General features: G+C 59.4%; 19 protein-coding genes and 1 pseudogene. 13 read left to right on the plus strand and 7 right to left on the minus strand.

Annotated elements, in window-relative coordinates:
- Nucleotides 1-61 precede the first annotated feature (61 nt).
- From ccoN to ccoP, 4 genes are read left to right on the plus strand one after another with little or no spacing between them, the layout of a single operon-like run.
- Complete coding sequence (gene ccoN / locus MO767_RS21320) at nt 62-1,504, plus strand: cytochrome-c oxidase, cbb3-type subunit I (protein WP_282482114.1); 1,443 nt, start codon at nt 62-64, stop codon at nt 1,502-1,504.
- Nucleotides 1,504-2,112, plus strand: coding sequence for a cytochrome-c oxidase, cbb3-type subunit II (gene ccoO / locus MO767_RS21325; RefSeq protein ID WP_018925301.1), 609 nt, complete (start codon nt 1,504-1,506; stop codon nt 2,110-2,112). Before ccoN ends, ccoO begins: the two co-directional genes overlap by 1 nt.
- A 5-nt stretch (nt 2,113-2,117) precedes the next feature.
- Nucleotides 2,118-2,303, plus strand: coding sequence for a CcoQ/FixQ family Cbb3-type cytochrome c oxidase assembly chaperone (locus MO767_RS21330; RefSeq protein WP_003175465.1), 186 nt, complete (start codon nt 2,118-2,120; stop codon nt 2,301-2,303).
- Entirely contained in the window at nt 2,300-3,283 is a 984-nt protein-coding gene (ccoP, locus tag MO767_RS21335) for a cytochrome-c oxidase, cbb3-type subunit III (RefSeq protein WP_129442872.1), read from the plus strand. Before MO767_RS21330 ends, ccoP begins: the two co-directional genes overlap by 4 nt.
- 55 nt (nt 3,284-3,338) lie before the next feature.
- On the opposite strand, the pseudogene MO767_RS21340 reads toward ccoP, so the two are convergent.
- Both MO767_RS21340 and MO767_RS21345 read right to left on the minus strand, forming a co-directional pair.
- Nucleotides 3,339-3,995, minus strand: a pseudogene (locus MO767_RS21340) (metallophosphoesterase); the annotation flags it as partial.
- A gap of 618 nt (nt 3,996-4,613) precedes the next feature.
- Complete coding sequence (locus MO767_RS21345) at nt 4,614-5,003, minus strand: metallophosphoesterase (protein WP_282482115.1); 390 nt, start codon at nt 5,001-5,003, stop codon at nt 4,614-4,616.
- 695 nt (nt 5,004-5,698) lie between these two features.
- Here MO767_RS21345 and ccoG point away from each other — a divergent pair.
- From ccoG to MO767_RS21385, 8 genes are all read left to right on the plus strand, one after another.
- Nucleotides 5,699-7,111, plus strand: coding sequence for a cytochrome c oxidase accessory protein CcoG (gene ccoG / locus MO767_RS21350; RefSeq protein WP_282482116.1), 1,413 nt, complete (start codon nt 5,699-5,701; stop codon nt 7,109-7,111).
- An 11-nt stretch (nt 7,112-7,122) separates the two neighbouring features.
- Nucleotides 7,123-7,662, plus strand: a complete 540-nt coding sequence (locus MO767_RS21355) for a FixH family protein (protein WP_033055654.1) — start codon at nt 7,123-7,125, stop codon at nt 7,660-7,662.
- A gap of 123 nt (nt 7,663-7,785) precedes the next feature.
- On the plus strand, nt 7,786-10,236 hold the full coding sequence (locus MO767_RS21360) for a heavy metal translocating P-type ATPase (RefSeq protein ID WP_282482117.1): 2,451 nt from the start codon (nt 7,786-7,788) through the stop codon (nt 10,234-10,236).
- Nucleotides 10,237-10,258: 22 nt separating this feature from the next.
- The gene (gene ccoS, locus MO767_RS21365; protein ID WP_007905420.1) at nt 10,259-10,477 is read left to right on the plus strand and encodes a cbb3-type cytochrome oxidase assembly protein CcoS; all 219 of its coding nucleotides are present in this window, start codon (nt 10,259-10,261) and stop codon (nt 10,475-10,477) included.
- Complete coding sequence (locus MO767_RS21370) at nt 10,470-11,153, plus strand: sulfite exporter TauE/SafE family protein (protein ID WP_282482118.1); 684 nt, start codon at nt 10,470-10,472, stop codon at nt 11,151-11,153. The genes ccoS and MO767_RS21370 overlap by 8 nt, the downstream gene beginning before the upstream one ends.
- 254 nt (nt 11,154-11,407) lie before the next feature.
- On the plus strand, nt 11,408-12,790 hold the full coding sequence (gene hemN / locus MO767_RS21375) for an oxygen-independent coproporphyrinogen III oxidase (protein WP_282482136.1): 1,383 nt from the start codon (nt 11,408-11,410) through the stop codon (nt 12,788-12,790).
- 130 nt (nt 12,791-12,920) lie between these two features.
- Nucleotides 12,921-13,655, plus strand: a complete 735-nt coding sequence (fnr, locus tag MO767_RS21380; protein WP_046047868.1) for a fumarate/nitrate reduction transcriptional regulator Fnr — start codon at nt 12,921-12,923, stop codon at nt 13,653-13,655.
- A gap of 79 nt (nt 13,656-13,734) precedes the next feature.
- On the plus strand, nt 13,735-14,283 hold the full coding sequence (locus tag MO767_RS21385) for an adenine phosphoribosyltransferase (RefSeq protein ID WP_282482119.1): 549 nt from the start codon (nt 13,735-13,737) through the stop codon (nt 14,281-14,283).
- A gap of 57 nt (nt 14,284-14,340) precedes the next feature.
- On the opposite strand, the gene recR is transcribed toward MO767_RS21385, so the two are convergent.
- The 4 genes from recR to dnaX form a co-directional block, all read right to left on the minus strand.
- Nucleotides 14,341-14,943, minus strand: coding sequence for a recombination mediator RecR (gene recR / locus MO767_RS21390; protein WP_064676559.1), 603 nt, complete (start codon nt 14,941-14,943; stop codon nt 14,341-14,343).
- Between the two features lie 65 nt (nt 14,944-15,008).
- Nucleotides 15,009-16,043 (minus strand): NADP-dependent oxidoreductase, encoded by a 1,035-nt coding sequence (locus MO767_RS21395; protein WP_282482120.1) that lies wholly within the window; start codon nt 16,041-16,043, stop codon nt 15,009-15,011.
- A 183-nt stretch (nt 16,044-16,226) separates the two neighbouring features.
- Nucleotides 16,227-16,565, minus strand: coding sequence for a YbaB/EbfC family nucleoid-associated protein (locus tag MO767_RS21400; RefSeq protein WP_008028561.1), 339 nt, complete (start codon nt 16,563-16,565; stop codon nt 16,227-16,229).
- A 67-nt stretch (nt 16,566-16,632) separates the two neighbouring features.
- Nucleotides 16,633-18,714: a DNA polymerase III subunit gamma/tau gene (gene dnaX / locus MO767_RS21405; RefSeq protein WP_282482121.1), complete on the minus strand. Its 2,082-nt coding sequence runs from the start codon at nt 18,712-18,714 to the stop codon at nt 16,633-16,635.
- Nucleotides 18,715-18,857: 143 nt separating this feature from the next.
- On the opposite strand from dnaX, the gene MO767_RS21410 reads away from it, so the two are divergent.
- On the plus strand, nt 18,858-19,622 hold the full coding sequence (locus MO767_RS21410; protein WP_282482122.1) for a transporter substrate-binding domain-containing protein: 765 nt from the start codon (nt 18,858-18,860) through the stop codon (nt 19,620-19,622).
- On the opposite strand, the gene MO767_RS21415 is transcribed toward MO767_RS21410, so the two are convergent.
- On the minus strand, nt 19,577-21,319 hold the full coding sequence (locus MO767_RS21415) for a GGDEF and EAL domain-containing protein (RefSeq protein ID WP_282482123.1): 1,743 nt from the start codon (nt 21,317-21,319) through the stop codon (nt 19,577-19,579). The two genes, MO767_RS21410 and MO767_RS21415, sit on opposite strands and share 46 nt — an antisense overlap.
- Nucleotides 21,320-21,473 lie beyond the last annotated feature (154 nt).

The following is a 21,473-nucleotide window of genomic DNA, read 5'->3' on the forward strand; positions in this document are numbered from 1 at the left end:
TTCTCCATACTTGCGACCGATTTTTACTCCTAATAAAACACCCAAACCGTGGAACCTTAGAATGAGCACAGCAATCAGTCCGACTGCTTATAACTATAAGGTAGTCCGCCAGTTCGCCATCATGACGGTGGTCTGGGGGATCCTTGGCATGGGGCTTGGTGTCTTCATCGCCTCACAGCTTGTATGGCCGGAATTGAACCTCGGTCTGCCGTGGACGACTTTTGGACGCTTACGCCCGTTGCACACCAACCTGGTGATTTTCGCCTTCGGTGGTTGTGCACTGTTTGCCACTTCTTATTACGTCGTGCAGCGAACCTGCCAAACGCGACTGATTTCCGACAGCCTCGCCGCCTTCACCTTCTGGGGTTGGCAAGCGGTGATCGTCGGCGCGATCGTGACCTTGCCGCTGGGTTACACCACCACCAAGGAATACGCGGAACTGGAATGGCCCCTGGCTATTCTGCTGGCCATTGTCTGGGTTACTTACGGTCTGGTGTTCTTCGGCACCATTACCAAGCGTAAAACCAAGCACATCTATGTGGGTAACTGGTTCTACGGTGCCTTCATCGTTGTGACGGCGATGCTGCACATCGTCAACCACGCCTCCCTGCCGGTCAGCTTCTTCAAGTCCTATTCGGCCTACGCCGGTGCGACGGACGCGATGATCCAGTGGTGGTACGGCCACAACGCGGTGGGTTTCTTCCTGACCACCGGCTTCCTGGGGATGATGTACTACTTCGTTCCGAAGCAGGCCGAGCGTCCGATCTACTCCTATCGTCTGTCGATCGTGCACTTCTGGGCGCTGATCACCCTGTACATCTGGGCCGGTCCGCACCACCTGCACTACACCGCGCTGCCGGACTGGGCTCAGTCGCTGGGCATGGCGATGTCGATCATCCTGCTGGCACCAAGCTGGGGCGGCATGATCAACGGCATGATGACCCTGTCGGGCGCCTGGCATAAGCTGCGCACCGACCCGATCCTGCGCTTCCTCGTTGTGTCGCTGGCCTTCTACGGCATGTCGACCTTCGAAGGCCCGATGATGGCCATCAAGACCGTCAACTCGCTGTCTCACTACACAGACTGGACCATCGGCCACGTACACGCCGGTGCCTTGGGCTGGGTAGCGATGATCTCGATCGGCGCCATCTACCACATGATCCCGAAACTGTTCGGTCGTGCGCAGATGCACAGCATCGGCCTGATCAACACGCACTTCTGGCTCGCGACCATCGGTACCGTTCTGTACATCGCTTCGATGTGGGTCAACGGCATCACTCAGGGTCTGATGTGGCGTGCAATCAACGACGACGGCACCCTCACCTACTCGTTCGTCGAAGCATTGCAAGCCAGCCATCCTGGTTTCATCGTTCGCGCCCTGGGCGGTGCGTTCTTCGCCAGCGGCATGCTGTTCATGGCCTACAACGTATGGCGTACCGTACGTGCCTCGAACCCGGCTGAAGCCAAAGCTGCTGAACAGATTGCTGTAGTTGGAGCTCACTGATGAAGCATGAAGCAGTCGAGAAGAACATTGGCCTGCTGGCCTTCTTCATGGTTATCGCCGTCAGCATCGGCGGCCTGACCCAGATCGTTCCGCTGTTTTTCCAGGACGTCACCAACAAGCCGGTCGAAGGCATGAAGCCTCGCACCGCCCTTGAACTGGAAGGCCGCGACATCTACATCGCCAACGGTTGTGTCGGCTGCCACTCGCAGATGATCCGCCCGTTCCGCGCCGAAACCGAACGTTACGGCCACTACTCGGTCGCTGGTGAAAGCGTCTGGGACCACCCGTTCCTGTGGGGTTCCAAGCGTACCGGTCCGGACCTGGCCCGTGTTGGCGGTCGTTACTCCGATGACTGGCAGCGTGCGCATTTGTACAACCCGCGCAACGTTGTGCCTGAGTCGAAAATGCCGGCGTACCCGTTCCTCGTGGAAAACAAGCTCGACGGCAAAGACACCGCCAAGAAAATGGAAGTCTTGCGCACGCTCGGCGTCCCTTACACCGACGAAGACATCGCCGGCGCCAAGGATGCTGTGAAGGGCAAAACCGAAATGGACGCGCTGGTGGCCTATCTGCAAGGCCTGGGCACCATCATCAAAAGCAAACGGTGATTTAGATGGATATCGGGATGATTCGTGGCCTGGGCACCGTTGTTGTGATGGTGGCCTTCATCGGTCTGGCGTTGTGGGTATTCAGCCCCAAGCGCAAGTCGGAGTTTGAAGACGCGACCTTGCTGCCTTTCGCGGATGATCCCGAAGCCATCAAGCACGTCGAGCAAGCTTCTAGGAGTAACAAAGAATGACTACGTTCTGGAGTCTGTACGTCACAGTCCTCAGTCTCGGCACGATCTTCGCCCTGACCTGGCTGCTGCTGTCCACCCGCAAGGGCCAGCGCAGCGAAGCCACCGAAGAAACGGTTGGCCACTCCTTCGACGGGATCGAGGAGTACGACAACCCACTGCCTAAATGGTGGTTCATGCTGTTTGTGGGCACCATCATCTTCGCCCTGGGCTACCTGGTGCTGTACCCGGGCCTGGGCAACTGGAAAGGCCTGTTGCCGGGTTATAACTACCTGGACAACGAGAAGCAGACGGCGTTCGCCAACGGCCAGACCGGCTGGACCGGCGTTCACGAGTGGGAAAAGGAAATGGCCAAGTCGGACGCCAAGTTCGGTCCGATCTTCGCCAAGTTCGCTTCCATGCCAATCGAAGAAGTCGCCAAGGACCCGCAAGCCTTGAAGATGGGTGGCCGTCTGTTCGCCTCCAACTGCTCGGTCTGCCACGGTTCCGATGCCAAGGGGGCTTATGGCTTCCCTAACCTGACCGACGCCGACTGGCGCTGGGGCGGCGAAGCACAAACCATCAAGACCACCATCATGGGTGGCCGTCACGCGGTCATGCCGGCGTGGGCAGAAGTGATCGGCGAGCAAGGCGTTGCGAACGTTGCCGCGTTCGTACTGACCAACCTCGATGGCCGCAAACTGCCGGAAGGCACCAAGGCTGACCCGGTAGCCGGCCAGAAGCTGTTCGCCGCCAACTGCGCGGTGTGCCACGGTCCGGAAGGCAAAGGCACGCCAGCGATGGGCGCGCCTAACCTGACTCACCCGGCCGCGTTCATCTACGGTTCGAGCTTCGCTCAACTGCAGCAGACCATCCGTTACGGCCGTCAGGGCCAGATGCCTGCGCAAGAACAACTGCAAGGCAACGACAAGGTTCACCTGCTGGCCGCTTACGTCTACAGCCTGTCTCACGGTGAGAAAGCACCGGTAGCGGATGCCCAGTAAGGCAAACGCTTGAAGCAACAAGAAGGCCCCACCAGTGATCTGGCGGGGCCTTTTTTTATGGACGGTTAGCGAAGATTGATTTCACCGGGATCGTATCGATCAGCGTCTGGTTCTGCCATTGATTGTTCTTCGCCAGATAGATCTGCAATTGCTTGCGATCCTCGGTAAAGCTGGTGATCAGGTAGGTTTGCTGAGAGGTACTGCCGCTCACATACATCGGCACGCCTTCCAGCCAATAGGAATCACCTCCGTCTTTGTGCAAATGACCGGCGAATATTGCTGTCACTTGATACTTGCTGATCATTGCGCGGAAGCGCCTTTGTTGCTCATCGCTCCCCTTCATGTTGAACGGCTTATGCATATTAATGATGATGGCGTAACCCTGGGCCCTGGCCACCTTGAGATCGGTCTCAAGCCAGTCCAAAGCGCTGGTGATGTCGAACGTTGTCGGGTTCAACCCGTGAGAAATTTTTGTCGTGTACGTGGGTTCGTTATTGAGCTGCACCATGTGAACTTCACCGATATTCTTTGAATATGCGAGGCTGCCCGAATAGTGCTTATTAAGGAACCAGCCAGTAACTTTCAAATCAAAGTTATCCACCTTGCCCGCATGATGCTCGTTAAACTCAACTATACTGCCCGCCGCACAATTATTACTAAAGCAATCATCCAAGTTATTTTCATAATCGTGATTGCCCAGGCCGTACAGATATTTAGCCCGTGCCATACAGGGTACTCCTCGACATATGGTGTTTGCATCCGATACGCAATACCCGCAACCGAAGGCAACAAACACACGCCCAGCAAAAACCTTACAACTTTATTAGAAACCATAGCATTAAAAGTCCACTTAAATTAGACATATCCAAGCGATATCAATATCGCGGAACAACAACATATTTGAAAAAACAAAAAACTTCAAAGATGCACTTAAATCAGATTAAATAATCATATTTCAACCCTACAAAAAAAGCCGAAACAACTTCACCATCAGTTAACTCGGACTTATTAAATATTGCATCGCAGCCAACTACGCACACGAAGGTTGAAATCCTGTGCGCCCAAGAGCACCAACAAGTTTCTGCGCAAATTCAGCAAACACACGATTTGGCTGTTGAACGCCTTCGTGACCTTCGTGGGTTACTTCCAACTGCGCGGTATGCCACGGTCCGGAAGGCAAAGGCACGCCAGCGCCGCTTACGTCTACAGCCTCTCTCACGGTGAGAAAGCGCCGGTAACGGATGCCCAGTAGGCAAACGCTTGACTGCAACACCTAACGACCCTGCCAATAACACTGGCGGGGCCGTTTTCATTTCACGATCGGTTCGACTTAGCGCTGGACCGCAATAGTTGCCTCAAGCTGTCGACTAGGCCAGTTATTGCCCGTCACGCGGTAGATCTTCAACTCGTCCCTTTCCTTGGAGAAGCTCGCAATCAGATACGTCCGTTGCGAAGCCGCCCCACTCAGGAACAATGGCACGTCACCAAACTCGCTGGAGACGCTTTTATATTGGCCACTAAACCAGTGGAAGTGCCCGGCAAACACCGCAGTCACCTTGTAATCCTTGATCATCTTACTGAAGCGACTCAATTGCTTAGCACTGCCATCCCACCTGGGCTTATGCATATTCAGGATAATGATCTGGCCTCTTTCCCGAGCGGCCTTCAGATCCTGTTCCAGCCAGTCAAGTGAGTCCCTCAGGTGATAGCTCTTCGGCACAAGCGCCACTTAGAGCGCGAATCCCGATACGAGTCGGTCTGGGTTTCACCGGCATCGGTTTTCTCAGTCCATGGATACTGCGGATCGGAGGTAAACACTATATCCATCGGAGATACAGTTGTTGGTGCCGAATGCGCAAAAGGCGTCATGACAGCAAAGGCCAGACACGCCAGCAAACTGCCAGAATTTGATAAACTCATAGAATTCCATTTCCATCTAACATTAATAATAGAGCGACAGGCAACTTGCCTGAACATGAAAATACAACAGCCCTCGAACACACACAAACAACCAATAGCCGACAATTAATTAACCATATCTCCAATCAACAATTAACGCACCTGCAGAAACACCCATACGCGCACTTATATAAGCACTCCAACAATAATACGAAGATTAAAACAACAAACTCATAACAGTCATTGAATCGCCAGCATGCCCTCCGGCTCGCCGAAACAGGCGGATAGTGTATGAAAGGCAGGACGCGAAAAACCGTCCATACTGAACAAGTCAATTGATCTGCATCACGATTTGTTACATTTGCTACACCATTCAGGTTTTTTCCCCAACGCGACCAAAGGTCGCACCCTTGACCTAGAGCGACAGGCGTATCATTACGCCACTGCAACACCTCTTTTTGACCGCGGTCGGCACGTACTGACCGAGGCATTTTTCCACTGCCGTGGGATGCAATGATGAGCAATCAGATTCCGGTACACGACGTCACCCCTGCCAAGAACGCGAACAACAGCGTCGACCTCTACGCCTCTCGAGAAAAAATCTACACCCGCGCCTTCACCGGCCTGTTCCGCAATCTGCGGATGATGGGCGGTGCCGGGCTGTTTCTGCTGTATTTCGGTACGGTCTGGCTGAGCTGGGGCGGCCATCAGGCCGTCTGGTGGAACCTGCCGGAACGCAAATTCTTCATCTTTGGCGCAACCTTCTGGCCTCAGGACTTCATCCTGCTCTCGGGGATCCTGATCGTCAGCGCCTTCGGCCTGTTCTTCATTACCGTGTACGCCGGGCGGGTCTGGTGCGGCTATACCTGCCCACAGAGTGTCTGGACCTGGATTTTCATGTGGTGCGAGAAGGTCACCGAAGGCGACCGCAACCAGCGCATCAAGCTCGACAAAGCGCCCATGAGCGCCAACAAATTCCTGCGTAAATTCAGCAAACACACAATGTGGTTGTTGATCGGCTTCATCACCGGCATGACCTTCGTGGGTTACTTTTCGCCGATCCGCGAGCTGACCATCGACTTCTTCACCGGCGAAGCCGACGGCTGGTCGTATTTCTGGGTCGGCTTCTTCACCCTCGCCACCTACGGCAATGCCGGCTGGTTGCGCGAGCAGGTGTGCATTTACATGTGCCCGTACGCGCGCTTCCAGAGCGTGATGTTCGACAAAGACACACTGATCGTTTCCTACGACCCGCGTCGTGGCGAAGGCCGCGGCCCGCGCAAGAAAGGCGCCGACTACAAGGCCATGGGCCTGGGTGACTGCATCGACTGCACCATGTGCGTCCAGGTCTGCCCGACCGGTATCGACATCCGCGACGGCCTGCAAGTCGAATGCATCGGCTGTGCGGCCTGCATCGATGCCTGCGACAGCATCATGGACAAGATGGACTACCCACGCGGCCTGATCAGCTACACCACCGAGCACAACCTGTCCGGGCAAAAAACCAATAAACTGCGCCCGCGTCTGATCGGCTATGCCACGGTGCTGCTGGCGATGATCGCCTTGCTGATGACCGCATTCTTCATGCGTTCGCTGGTCGGTTTCGACGTCAGCAAGGACCGCGTGCTGTACCGCGAGAACGCCGAAGGCCGGATCGAAAACGTCTACAGCCTGAAGATCATGAACAAAGACCAACGCGACCACACCTACGTGCTCGAAGCCGCTGGCCTGCCGGACCTCAAGCTGCAAGGCAAGCGCGAGATCAAGGTCGCCGCCGGGGAGATTTTCAGCCAACCGGTCGAACTGTCCAGCGCACCGGAGAAACTGCCATCGAGCACCAACGAGGTGAAATTCATCCTCAAGGATGCCGACGACGACAGCATCCACGTTGAAGCCAAGAGCCGGTTCATCGGCCCACAAATTCGTTGAGAGAAGTGATCATGCCCGCAGCAAATGCCGCAAGCCCTTGGTACAAGCATCTTTGGCCATGGATCATCATCGCCATTCTGGCGTGTTCAGTGACCCTGACCTTGTCCATGGTGACGATCGCGGTGAATAACCCGGACAACCTGGTCAACGACAACTATTACGAGGCCGGCAAAGGCATCAACCGCTCCCTCGACCGTGAGTTGCTGGCGCAGACCCTGCTGCTGCGCGCCAGCGTTCATCTGGACGACGTGACCGGTGAAGTCGACCTGCGCCTGAGCGGCAACAGCCAACCGAAAACCCTGGAGCTGAACCTGATCTCGCCGACCCAGCCGGAGAAAGATCGCAAGATCACCCTGGCACGCAGCGAAACCGAACAGGGCCGCTACATTGGCCAGTTGAACGACAAGGTCGATGGTCGTCGCTTTGTAGAACTGCTGGGCGTACAGGATGACAAGACCTGGCGCATGTTCGAAGAAGAACAGGTCAGCCATGACAAGGATCTGCTGCTGGGTGATGAACCGCTGCAAGGCGCCGAAGACCTGAAGAAGTAAAAGCCTGCGCTTCGCGCATCGCGAGCAAGCTCGCTCCCACATTGGATTTGTGGCGTTCACAAAACCCTGTGGGAGCGAGCTTGCTCGCGATGAGGCCCTTCCGGACGATATAGACTTCACCTCATGACCACTCCACTCCCCTGCTACCACTGCGCCCTGCCCGTCCCGGCCGGCAGCCGCTTCACCGCTGCCGTCCTCGGTGAAACCCGCGAGTTCTGCTGCCCGGGTTGTCAGGCCGTGGCCGAAGCCATTGTGGCCGGTGGACTGGAAACCTATTACCAGCATCGCAGCGAGTCATCGGCCAACCCCGAAGCGCTGCCGGTGCAGTTGGTGGATGAACTGGCGCTGTACGACCGCGCCGACGTGCAAGCCCCCTTCGTCCGCCACGAAGGCGACCTCGCCGAAACCACCCTGTTGATGGAAGGCATCAGTTGCGCCGCCTGCGGCTGGCTGATCGAGAAACACTTGCGCGGCTTGCCGGCGGTGGCCGAAGCACGCCTGAACCTGTCCAACCATCGCCTGCATGTGCGCTGGGCCGATGCGCAACTGCCGCTGAGCCAGGTACTCAGCGAATTGCGCCATATCGGTTACGCCGCGCACCCCTATCAGGCCGACCGCGCCAGCGAACAACTGGCCAGCGAAAACCGTCTGGCCCTGCGCCAACTCGGCGTGGCCGGGCTGCTGTGGTTCCAGGCGATGATGGCGACCATGGCCACCTGGCCGGAATTCAACATCGATCTCAGTCCCGAGCTGCACACCATCCTGCGCTGGGTCGCGCTGTTCCTCACCACCCCGATCGTGTTCTACAGCTGTGCACCATTCTTCAAAGGCGCCATGCGCGACTTGCGCACCCGCCACCTGACCATGGACGTTTCGGTGTCGCTGGCCATTGGCAGCGCCTACATCGCCGGGATCTGGACCTCGATCACCGGCGTCGGTGAACTGTATTTCGATGCGGTCGGCATGTTCGCACTGTTCCTGCTGGCCGGGCGTTATCTCGAACGTCGCGCCCGGGAACGCACCGCCGCCGCCACGGCGCAATTGGTCAATCTATTGCCCGCCTCGTGTCTGCGCCTGAGTGCCGACGGCCAGAGCGAGCGGATCCTGCTCAGCGAACTGCGCGTCGGCGATCAGGTGCTGGTGCACCCAGGCGCGATCCTCCCGGCTGACGGCAAGATCCTCGACGGCCAGTCGAGCATCGACGAATCCCTCCTCACCGGCGAATACCTGCCGCAACCGCGCACGCCGGGCGATGCCGTCACCGCTGGCACCCTGAACGTCGAAGGTGCGCTGACCGTGGAAGTCCTGGCACTGGGTCAAGACACCCGACTGTCCGCCATCGTCCGCCTGCTGGACCGTGCTCAGGCCGAGAAGCCGCGGCTGGCGGAAATGGCCGACCGCGCCGCGCAGTGGTTCCTGCTGCTGTCGCTGATTGCCGCTGCCGTTATCGGCCTGACCTGGTGGGAACTGGATTCGTCGCGGGCCTTCTGGATTGTGTTGGCGATGCTGGTTGCGACGTGCCCGTGCGCCCTGTCCCTGGCCACGCCGACCGCCCTCACCGCCGCCACAGGCACACTGCACAAACTCGGCTTGCTGCTGACTCGCGGCCATGTGCTGGAAGGCCTGAACCAGATCGACACGGTGATTTTCGACAAGACCGGCACGCTGACGGAAGGTCGCCTGGCCTTGCGTTCGATCCGCCCGCTCGGCGCGCTCAACAGCGATCAATGCCTGAGCCTCGCCGCTGCACTGGAAAACCGCTCTGAACATCCGATCGCCCGCGCGTTTGGCCGGGCGCCGCTGGCCGCCGAAGAAGTCCACAGCACGCCGGGGCTTGGCCTCGAAGGGTCGGTCGGTGAGCAACGCCTGCGCATCGGCCAACCGGGTTTTGTCTGTGAACTCAGTGGTGCAGCCGTGCCGTTAATGCCGGACGAAGCCGGCCAATGGTTGCTGCTCGGTAACAGCCAGGGACCGTTGGCATGGTTTGTTCTCGACGACCGTCTGCGTGCCGATGCACCTGCCCTGCTCGCGGCCTGCAAGGCTCGCGGCTGGCGCACGCTGCTGCTGTCCGGCGACAGCTCGCCGATGGTCGCCAGTGTCGCTGCGGAACTGGGCATCGATGAAGCCCGAGGCGGCTTGCGTCCGGACGATAAATTGCAGGTGCTGCAACAGCTGCACAAGGAAGGCCGCAAGGTGTTGATGCTGGGTGACGGGGTCAACGACGTGCCCGTGCTGGCCGCCGCCGACATCAGCGTCGCCATGGGTTCGGCCACCGACCTGGCGAAAACCAGTGCCGACGCGGTATTGCTATCGAACCGCCTCGATGCGCTGGTACAAGCCTTCAGCCTGGCTCGACGCACCCGCCGGGTAATCATCGAGAACCTGCTGTGGGCCGGGCTGTACAATGGCCTCATGTTGCCGTTCGCCGCCCTCGGCTGGATCACTCCGGTATGGGCCGCGGTCGGCATGTCCATCAGTTCGTTGACCGTGGTGCTGAACGCCCTGCGCCTGACTCGCATGCCAAACACGCCTGCGGTCAGCGCCACGCCAGAAACCCGTCCGCTGCCGGCCTGAGCCGCGCGGGCATGGAGTCCAGATGCCAGCTCTCTACGTGATGATCCCGGCCGCGCTGCTGATCGTGGCCATCGCTATTTACATCTTCTTCTGGGCAGTCGACAGCGGTCAGTACGACGACCTCGACGGCCCGGCCCACAGCATCCTGTTCGACGATCAGGACCCGAACCACAAGGCCGCGGTCGATGAAGCCAGCGGTCATCCGGCCAAACCGGACGACAAGGCGCCACCCCATGCTTGAGTTGGCGCCGCTGCTGGTGTCTGCGGTGATTCTCGGTCTGCTCGGTGGCGGGCATTGCCTGGGCATGTGCGGCGGCTTGATGGGCGCGTTGACCCTGGCGATTCCCAAGGAGCAACGCAGCCGTCGTTTTCGACTGCTGCTGGCCTACAACCTGGGGCGAATTCTCAGCTATGCAACGGCCGGCCTGCTGATCGGTCTGGCCGGGTGGGCGGTGGCCAACAGCCCGGCAGCGATGTTCATGCGCGTCATCGCCGGATTGCTGTTGGTCGCCATGGGCCTGTACCTCGCCGGATGGTGGAGCGGCCTGACCCGCATCGAAAGCCTCGGTCGCGGCCTGTGGCGGCACATCCAGCCCGTTGCCAATAAACTGCTGCCGGTGTCGAGCGTCCCCCGCGCGCTACTGCTGGGCGCGCTCTGGGGCTGGCTGCCGTGCGGGCTGGTTTACAGCACCCTGCTGTGGTCGGCGAGTCAGGGTAATGCGCTGGACAGTGCGTTACTGATGCTCGCGTTCGGGCTCGGCACCTGGCCGGTGTTACTCGCCACGGGGTTGGCGGCTGAGCGGGTCACGGCGTTGTTGCGCAAACGTAGCGTGCGGATGACGGGCGGACTGCTGGTGATCCTGTTCGGCCTCTGGACTTTGCCGGGGCCGCATCAGCATTGGCTCATGGGCCATTAGATCGGCGGCGTGTCTCTGTAGCAGCTGCCGAAGGCTGCGTTCGGCGGCGAAGCCGTCGTAAACATCCACCACAGATGCCCGGATCAACCGTGTGCACCGTATTGGCGAGGACTGCATCCTCGAACGCAGCCTTCGGCAGCTGCTACAGGTTCACGCGGCCCATCCGACCAACTTTGACGCAAATCAAGATGCCCCACCGCGCCTCCCCCTAGACTCGCTGACACTGCCAGCCTATCCGGGGGAATGCCCGCATGATGCTCGACGCCATTCGTTGGGACACCGATCTGATCCGCCGTTACGACCTGGCGGGACCGCGCTACACCTCCTACCCGACCGCGGTGCAATTCGACAGTCAGGTCGGCACGTTTGACCTGTTCCACGCCCTGCGCGACAGCCGTAAAGCCCTGCGCCCGTTATCGCTGTATGTACACGTGCCGTTCTGCGCGAATGTTTGCTACTACTGCGCCTGCAATAAAGTCATCACCAAGGATCGCGGCCGGGCCCTGCCTTATTTGCAGCGCCTTGAGCAGGAAATCCAGCTGATCGCCTGCCACCTCGACCCCGCGCAGAAAGTCGAGCAACTGCATTTCGGCGGCGGCACCCCGACCTTCCTCAGTCACGTTGAACTGCGCCAGTTGATGGCCCAGCTGCGTAAAAGCTTCAACTTGCTGGACGACGATTCCGGCGACTACGGCATCGAAATCGACCCTCGCGAAGCCGACTGGGCGACCATGGGCCTGCTCCGTGAACTGGGTTTCAACCGGGTCAGTATCGGCCTGCAAGACCTCGACCCGGCGGTGCAACGGGCAGTCAATCGCCTGCAAAGCCTGGAAGAAACCCGCGCGGTGATCGACGCCGCTCGCACCCTGCAATTTCGCTCGATCAACATTGACCTGATCTACGGCTTGCCGAGGCAGACACCCGAGAATTTCGCCCGCACGGTTGATGAAGTGATCAACCTGCAACCGGACCGCCTCTCGGTGTTCAACTACGCGCACCTGCCGGAACGCTTCATGCCGCAACGGCGAATCAACAGCGACGAGCTGCCGACACCGGCGCAAAAACTGGAAATGCTCCAGGGCACCATCGAGCAGTTGACCAAGGCCGGTTATCGCTACATCGGCATGGACCACTTCGCGCTGCCCGACGATGAACTGGCGATTGCCCAGGAAGAATCGACCCTGCAACGCAACTTCCAGGGCTACACCACCCACGGTCATTGCGACCTGATTGGCCTGGGCGTGTCAGCCATCAGCCAGATCGGCGACTTGTATTGCCAGAACAGCAGCGACCTGAATCAGTATCAGAACACGCTGGCCAGCGCGCAGCTGGCCACCAGCCGTGGCCTGCTGTGCAACGCCGATGACCGCCTGCGACGTGCTGTCATCCAGCAACTGATCTGCACTTTCAGCCTGGAGTTTGCGCAGATCGAACAAGCCTTCAACATCGACTTTCAGGGCTACTTCGGCGAACTTTGGCCGCAATTGCAGAGAATGGCCGACGACGGACTGATCAAACTTGATAACGAGCGCATCACCGTATTGCCCGCCGGACGATTGCTGGTGCGTTCGGTGTGCATGGTGTTCGACGCGTACCTGGAACAGCAAAATCGCCAGCGGTTTTCGCGGGTGATCTAGCCATTCCCTACTGGCCGGTCTATGAATCGCTGACTTTACGACCCTGCGACAAAATCGCCGCGTGCCTGAATGTCCTCCCGTGGGTTACCCTTACGGCTTATGTGTGTTTTTTCCCACAAGGATTGAAGAAATGTCCGAGCCAGTAAAGCTGCGCGCTCATAGTCAGGCCCATTGCAAGGATTGCAGCCTGGCCCCCCTCTGCTTGCCACTTTCTTTGAATCTGGAAGACATGGATGCGCTGGACGAAATCGTTAAACGTGGCCGCCCGCTGAAAAAGGGTGAGTTCCTGTTCCGCCAGGGCGACACCTTCGATTCCGTTTATGCAGTGCGCTCGGGCGCCCTGAAGACCTTCAGCCTGAGCGATGGCGGCGAAGAACAACTCACCGGTTTCCACCTGCCGAGCGAACTGGTCGGCCTCTCAGGCATGGACACCGAAAAACACCCGGTCTCGGCGCAAGCCATGGAAACCACATCGGTGTGTGAAATCCCTTTCGAACGCCTCGACGAACTGGCACTGCAATTGCCGCAACTGCGCCGTCAGTTGATGCGCGTGATGAGTCGCGAGATTCGCGACGATCAGCAAATGATGTTGCTGCTGTCGAAGAAAACCGCCGACGAGCGCATCGCCACGTTCCTGGTCAACCTGTCGGCCCGTTTCCGCGCTCGGGGGTTCTCGGCCAACCAGTTCCGCCTGAGCATGTCGCGCAACGAAATCGGCAATTACCTGGGCCTGGCGGTGGAAACCGTGTCCCGGGTGTTCACGCGCTTCCAGCAAAACGAACTGATTGCGGCTGAAGGCAAGGAAATCCATATCCTCGACCCGATCCAGCTCTGCGCCCTGGCCGGCGGTTCGCTAGACGGCTGATTTCGGCGATGGCGGCTGAGCGAAACGGTTCAGCCGCCGGTATACTGCGTCGTTTGCAGCCTGCCAGGATTCTTCGACTATGGCCTTCGACTCCTTCGACATCAAATCCCTCATCCGCCCTGTGATCGACTTTCCCAAGCCGGGCGTGATCTTTCGCGACATTACCCCATTGTTCCAGTCGCCCAAGGCCCTGCGCCTGGTGATGGACAGCTTCGCCCACCGTTATGTCGAGGCCGACTTTACCCACATCGGTGCGATGGACGCGCGTGGTTTTCTGATCGGTTCAGTCCTGGCCTATCAGCTGAACAAGCCGCTGGTGCTGTTCCGCAAGCAAGGCAAGCTGCCGGCCGACGTGCTGGCCGAGGGTTATGCGACCGAATACGGCGAAGCCTTCCTCGAAGTCCATGCCGACAGCCTGTGCGAGGGCGATTCGGTGGTGATGTTCGATGACCTGATCGCCACGGGCGGGACGCTGATTGCGGCGGCAAACCTGATTCGACGCATGGGCGCGCGGGTTCATGAAGCGGCGGCGATCATTGATTTGCCAGAGTTGGGCGGGTCGCAGCGTCTGGAAGACATGGGGATTCCCACCTTTTGCCTTACGCAGTTTGCGTTGAGCGAACAGTAAGGCGGCGCCTTCACCGACGCCTTCGCTAGCAGGCTCGCGATGGCCTCGGTCCAAACACTACAAGGTAATCGGCTTACGCCCGGCAAACGAATGCGCCAGCGTCCCTCCATCCACCAATTCCAGTTCGCCGCCCAATGGCACGCCGTGGGCAATGCGCGAGGCGATCAAGCCTTTGTTGCTGAGCAATTGAGCAATGTAATGCGCCGTCGCCTCACCTTCCACGGTCGGGTTGGTCGCGAGAATGACTTCAGTGAACGTGCCCGCCTCTTCGATCCGCGCCAGCAGTTGCGGAATACCGATGGCTTCCGGCCCGAGTCCGTCAAGTGGCGACAGATGTCCCTTGAGCACGAAGTAGCGACCACGGAAACCGGTCTGCTCCACCGCGTAGACGTCCATCGGCCCTTCCACCACGCACAGTAAGGTGTCGTCGCGACGGGTATCGGCGCATTGCGGGCAGAGGTCATCTTCGGTCAGCGTGCGACACAACCGGCAGTGCCCCACCCCTTCCATGGCCTGGCTCAGTGCCAGGGCCAATCGCGAGCCGCCGCTGCGATCACGCTCGAGCAGCTGCAACGCCATGCGTTGGGCAGTTTTCTGACCCACACCTGGCAAAATTCGCAGGGCGTCGATCAGTTGGCGAATCAAAGGGCTGAAGCTCATGGGGGAAAGTCCGACAAAACAACGAGACGCGGTTTATACCCGCGCCTCTGTTTAGCGTCAATTACTCAGTCCTGGGCGACCCGCACAACCAGTTTGCCGAAGTTGCGTCCTTCCAGCAGACCGATGAACGCTTCAGGTGCCTGCTCCAGGCCATCGACCACGTCTTCGCGGAACTTCACCTTACCGTCGCGCACCCACGGCGCCATGGCGCTGACGAATTCCGGCTGACGATCACCGTAGTCGTCGAACACGATGAAGCCCTGAATTCGCACACGTTTGGTCAGCAGCGTGCGTTGCAATTGCGGCAGACGATCCGGGCCGGTCGGTGCTTCGTGAGCGTTGTAGGACGCGATCAGACCGCAGAGTGGAATTCGCGCCTTCGGCTTGAGCAACGGCAGCACGGCATCGAACACCTCGCCACCGACGTTTTCGTAATAGATGTCGATACCTTCGGAGCACGCCTTGGCCAATTCATCGGCAAAGTTCGGGCTCTTGTGGTCGATGCAGGCATCAAAACCCAGCTCATCGACCACATAACGACACTTGTCCGCGCCACCGGCCACGCCGACCACGCGCAGGCCCTTGATCTTCGCCACCTGACCGACCACCGAACCCACGGCGCCAGATGCAGCCGCAACCACCAGGGTTTCGCCGGCCTTCGGCTGGCCGATGTCCATCAGGCCCATATACGCAGTCATGCCGGGCATGCCCAACACGCCCAACGCCATTGACGGACTCGGCAGCCCGGACGGCACCGGAATGATGTTGTGGCCGTCGCTGAGGCTGTGGCTCTGCCAACCGGTAGAACCGACCACCAAATCACCTTCGTGGAATTTCGGATTCAGCGAGCGCTCGACCCGGCTGACAGCGCCACCGGTCATCACCTCGCCGATTTCAACCGGTGCGGCGTAGGACGGCGCGTCGCTCATGCGTCCGCGCATGTAGGGATCAAGAGACAGGTAAAGGGTCTTGAGCAGCACCTGACCGTCGGCCAGGTCCGGCAGCGCAACGCGCTCCAGGCGGAAATTCTCCGGCGTCGGCGCGCCTACCGGGCGGGACGCCAGGACGATACGTTGGTTGAGGGTCAATGCTTGTGGCATGTGAGCTTCTCCTTTTGATCGATGAATTCGGCGGTATAGGGAGCAGACCTTTATGCAGGTGTCGCGTTCGATGTTTCTACTGATCGTTCCCACGCGTGGGAACGATCAGTGTGTGGCACAAACAAAAATGCCAGGCGCGATGCCTGGCATTTTTTTGTAGCCCATCCGACGCGCTTTGGCGAATCAGAATGGCAGTTTCATACCCGGTGGCAGTTGCATGCCAGCGGTCATGCCGGACATTTTGTCCTGGCTGTTGGCTTCGATCTTGCGCACGGCATCGTTGACGGCGGCGGCGAACACAGCCTCCAGCATCTCTTTGTCGTCTTCGCTCAAGCCTTCGACCAGGCTTGGATCGATGGTCACGCGCTTGACGTCGTGACGACCGGTCATCACCACGGTGACCATATCGCCACCGGCTTTACCGGTGACTTCGGCGTTGGCCAGCTCTTCCTGCATCTTGGCCATTTTTTCCTGCATCTGCTGTGCCTGCTTCATCAGGCCGGCCATGCCACCTTTCATCATGGGAATCACCTCAAAAGTACTTGGATAAAAACAGCGCCCGGCCCTTTCGGCCGACCGCCTTCAGTTATTAGCCCTGAGTAACCAGGGTCTCGACAGGTTCAATAGTATCGTTACGGACCACCGCACCGAACTGCTGCATCATTTGCTGGATGAACGGATCACCGTGAATCGACTCTTCGGCCTCGCGCTGACGGTTCGCACGGCGGCGGGACGCAGCCTGGGCCGGGGTTTCCTGCTCGGGCTTGATCAGCTCCATGCTCAGGGTCAGCGTACGCCCGTGAAACTGGTTCAACGCATCGTTCAGCCGACGCTGTTGAGTCGAGTTGAACAGCGCGCTGTGGGCCGGGTCCAGGTGCATCAGCCAGTGGTCACCCTCGACGGAGATCAGCGTGCAGTTGGCGGCGATGCTGCCGGTCATGCCGGAGATCGGCAGTTTCGGGAACAACTCCAGCCATTGCAGCGCCAGCCCGGTGGCCGGCATGGCGGCCGGTTCAGGCTCGGCTTCCGGCGCTGGCTCGGCGGTGTGTTCGCTGGCCAGTTCATCGAGGTAACTGTAGGCCGATTCGATGTCCGGCTCGATGTAGTCCTCGTCCAACGGCGGCTCGTCGTCCAGGTCCATGCCCGGCGTCGCGGCATCGACGTCGGCTACCGACGGCTCCGGAATCGGCGCAGCGGCCCACTCCGGTGCGTCCGGCACCGCGCTGTCAGGCGTCGGCAACGGCATGGGCGGCAGATCGGGTTGTTCGCTGGCGGTTTCCAGGACCGGCTCGACGGCGGGTTGCTGGACGGGTTCGGGCTCGACCGGGTCATTCCACGGCAAGTCGACCACCGCCTCGACCGCGACAAGCTCAACCACAGGCTCGGCCACGACAACGGGCGCAACCGGTTCAGGCGCTGGAGCAGGAACCGCCGCCGCGACGGGTTCAGGCGCAGGCGCGACAGGTGCAACTGCCGCAGTGACTACCGGTGCCACAACCGGCACGGCAGCCACTGAATTTACGGAATCAACTGTGGCCTGGCTGATCCCCACTGGCTTTAGCGGTTGCCTCGGGACGTCCTCGGTGTCTGCCGGCCGGAACGCGAGCATTCGCAGCAGGACCATTTCGAAGCCACCGCGCGGGTCCGGTGCCAGCGGCAAGTCGCGGCGACCGATCAGGCCCATCTGGTAATAGAACTGCACATCTTCTGCCGGCAAGGCCTGGGCCAGCGCCAGCACCCGATCACGGTCGCCATGACCGTTGTCGACGCCTTCAGGCAGGGCCTGGGCGATGGCGACACGGTGTAGCACGTTGAGAATTTCCGAGAGCACGCCGTTCCAGTCTGGGCCTTGTTCAGCCAAATGACGGACGGCTTCGAGCAGGGCCTTGGCGTCGCCTTCAATCAGCGAATGCAGCACGTCGTAGACCTGACCGTGATCGAGCGTGCCGAGCATCGCCCGTACGTCGGCGGCCATGACCTTGCCTTCACCGAAGGCGATGGCCTGGTCGGTCAGGCTCATGGCGTCGCGCATCGAACCGTCGGCAGCACGGCCCAGCAGCCACAGCGCATCGTCTTCGAACGGCACGTTCTCGACGCCCAGCACGTGGGTCAAATGCTCGACCACACGCTCCGGTGTCATGTTCTTCAGAGAGAACTGCAGGCACCGCGAAAGAATGGTTGCAGGAAGTTTCTGCGGATCGGTCGTCGCCAGGATGAACTTGACGTAGGGCGGCGGCTCTTCAAGGGTTTTCAACAGCGCATTGAAGGAATGGCTGGAGAGCATGTGCACTTCGTCGATCAGGTAGACCTTGAAGCGCCCGCGGCTCGGCGCGTACTGCACGTTGTCGAGCAGTTCGCGGGTGTCTTCGACCTTGGTCCGGCTCGCGGCGTCGATCTCGATCAGGTCGACGAAGCGGCCCTCATCGATCTCGCGGCACACCGAGCACTCGCCGCAAGGCGTTGAAGTGATACCTGTTTCACAGTTCAGGCATTTGGCGATGATCCGCGCGATGGTGGTCTTGCCGACCCCGCGGGTACCGGTAAACAGATAGGCGTGGTGCAGCCGTTGGCTGTCCAAGGCATTGATCAGAGCCTTGAGCACATGGGTCTGGCCGACCATTTCGCGGAACGAGCGCGGACGCCATTTACGTGCAAGAACCTGATAACTCATCGAAAACCGTCGCAACGAAGGAACACAAGCGGCTAATGCTAGCGGAGCAAGGCCAAAATTGCATCCGGTGCGCTCGTCTAATCTGGCTAAGATGGTCTTTGGGGGCTTTTATCGGCTCGGGTTTTATAAGTACCGGAGCGTTTATGCGGCTGGCCTTGGGGGCACTGCTGTTGATCAGCCTGAATGTCGCTGGCGCCGAGGCGCCGCTGCGCTTTGTGGTGCCCGACAGTTGGGCGATGCCGATGGTACAACTGGACCGCGGCCACCCCACCCAAGGCATCCTGCACGACGTGATGGTCAGCCTCGCGACCCAGGTTGGCGTGCCGGCCGAATTTCACGTGCTGCCTCGCACGCGAGTGCAAAACGCCATGGAGCACGGCGAAGTCGATATCCGCTGCTATGCGGCGCAGTCCTGGCAGCCGAATCAGTCCGGGGACTACATCTGGAGCATTCCACTTTGGTTTCAGCGCGACATGCTGATCAGCCGGTCAGATCCGCTGCCCTCGGTTGTACCTGCAAACTTGCCGCGACAATCCATCGGTACGGTACTCGGCTACAGCTACCCGACCCTGCAACCGCTGTTTGACGCCGACCGACTGCATCGTGAAGACGCGCGCAACCAGGAGCAGGTGCTGGAAAAACTGCTGGCCGGACGCTATCACTACGCCGTGAGCAATCAATGGACGCTGGATTGGTTCAATCAGCGCCTGCTGCCTGGCCGGCAACTGCAAGGCGAGGCGGTTTTGCAGGAACAGAGTGTCGGTTGTTATGTGCGCAACGATCCCAAGGTGCCCGTGCAGCGTATTTTGCGCACCTTGGTGCGAATGAAAATGTCCGGGGAAATCGACGACATTATCCGGCTCTACATTGGTGGCAAGCCACTCAAGGCGCCCAATGGCAAGCCTTGACCTGCCTGCTCCAGCACCTGCCATTGCCGCGGCGCTACAAAACCCTCGACCCAGCCCGGCACTTCTGCGGGCGGCATCGGCCGGGCAATAAAATAGCCTTGAGCAACTTCGCAGCCAAGGCGCAGCAGCAATTCACCGTGCTCGATACTTTCCAGCCCTTCGGCGATCACCTGCCGGCCAAAGGCCCGAGCCAGGCCAATGACTGCCATGGTCAGGGCCAGATCATCACGATCATTAACGATGTCGCGCACGAACGACTTGTCGATCTTGATGGTTTGGGTTTGCAAACGCTTGAGGTAGCTCAGAGACGAATAACCGGTGCCGAAGTCCCCCAGTGAAAACTGCACCCCCAGCGCCTGACAGGCCTGTAAGCAGGCGCTGACATGCTGAATATTCTCAATCGCCACCGACTCGACGATTTCCAGATCGAGCATCTGCGGAGCCACCTGGGCATGCCGGGCGAGCACGTGTTTGAGCCGGTCGAAAAAATCCGCGCGCTGGAAATGTCGTGCAGCAATATTAATGCTGACTGGCCAGCCCTGCCCCACTTGCTGCCAATGGTGCAACTGCGATAGGACCTGATCCATTACCCACTCACCAATATCGATGATCAGGTCCGTTTCTTCCACCAGCGGCAAAAACTTCCGGGCCGGCATCATGCCGTGTTGCGGATGCTCCCACCGTAACAACGCCTCGAAGCCGACAACCTCGCCACGACGCATGTTCACCTTGGGCTGGAAATGCACACGCAACTCACCGCCAGCCAGCGCCTGGCGCACTCGCTCGACCGTCTGGTGAGTGGTCTTGACCTCCTGAACCCGGGACACGTCGAACAAATGAAAGCGATTGCGACCGCGTTGTTTCGCCACGTACATGGCCTGATCGGCATGACGCAACAGGGTTTCGGCATCTTCATTGTCGTCGGGGAACAGGGTGACGCCGATACTGGCAAACACATTGACGCCCTTGCCATGCAGCGAGTACGGCGCCGAAATGGCGCCGAGCACGCGGTTCAACGCCGCGCGCAGTTCCGGCAGATCACGCACGTAACGCAACACCAGCACAAACTCGTCACCGGCCAACCGCGCCACCACATCTTCGCCGCGAACAATGGTTCGCAAACGCTTGGCCACCTCAACCAACAGCAGATCGCCACTGGCATGCCCGTAACCATCGTTGACCGCTTTGAAGCCGTCGAGGTCGAGCATGCACACCGCCAGCGGGATGTTTTCGTGACGGGAAAACTCCAGCGCCTGATCCAGCAAATCCGAGAGGAACGCGCGATTCGGCAGCCCGGTCAGCACGTCATGCCCCACCCGCCATTGCAGTGAATGCAGCAATTGGTGTTTTTCGCTGATGTCGAAACGAATCGAAAGATAACGGTCAACCCGCCCGGTAGCGTCATCGAGCACCGGCACCATGGTGCTGTCAACCCAATACAGGCTGCCGTCCTTGGCGCGATTACAAATCTCGCCTTTCCAAACCTGGCCCAAGGCGATGGTGCGCCACATGGCCGCGAAGAAATCGGCGGAATGCAGACCCGAGTTGAGGAGACGATGGTTCTGTCCGAGCAGTTCTTCGCGGCTATAGCCGGAGACAGCACAGAACTGATCGTTGACGTGGGTGATCCGGCCGCTCAGATCGGTCTCGGAAAAAATCGCGGCAGCATCCACGGCCCTGCGGTATTTCTCATCCATGAGTCAGGCTCGCTGTGGTTAGCGGTGGTACCGCTCGACCCGTGCAGGATGCCCGGAAGAGATGTTTTTATAGGTAATGCGCAGCAACACGATATCACTCCATGAACAGTGTTTGATGGCCTCCTAAAAGCAGAAACCAACTAACCTTAAAGGC

Source organism: Pseudomonas sp. UYIF39 (assembly GCF_029963765.1).
Lineage (GTDB): Bacteria > Pseudomonadota > Gammaproteobacteria > Pseudomonadales > Pseudomonadaceae > Aquipseudomonas.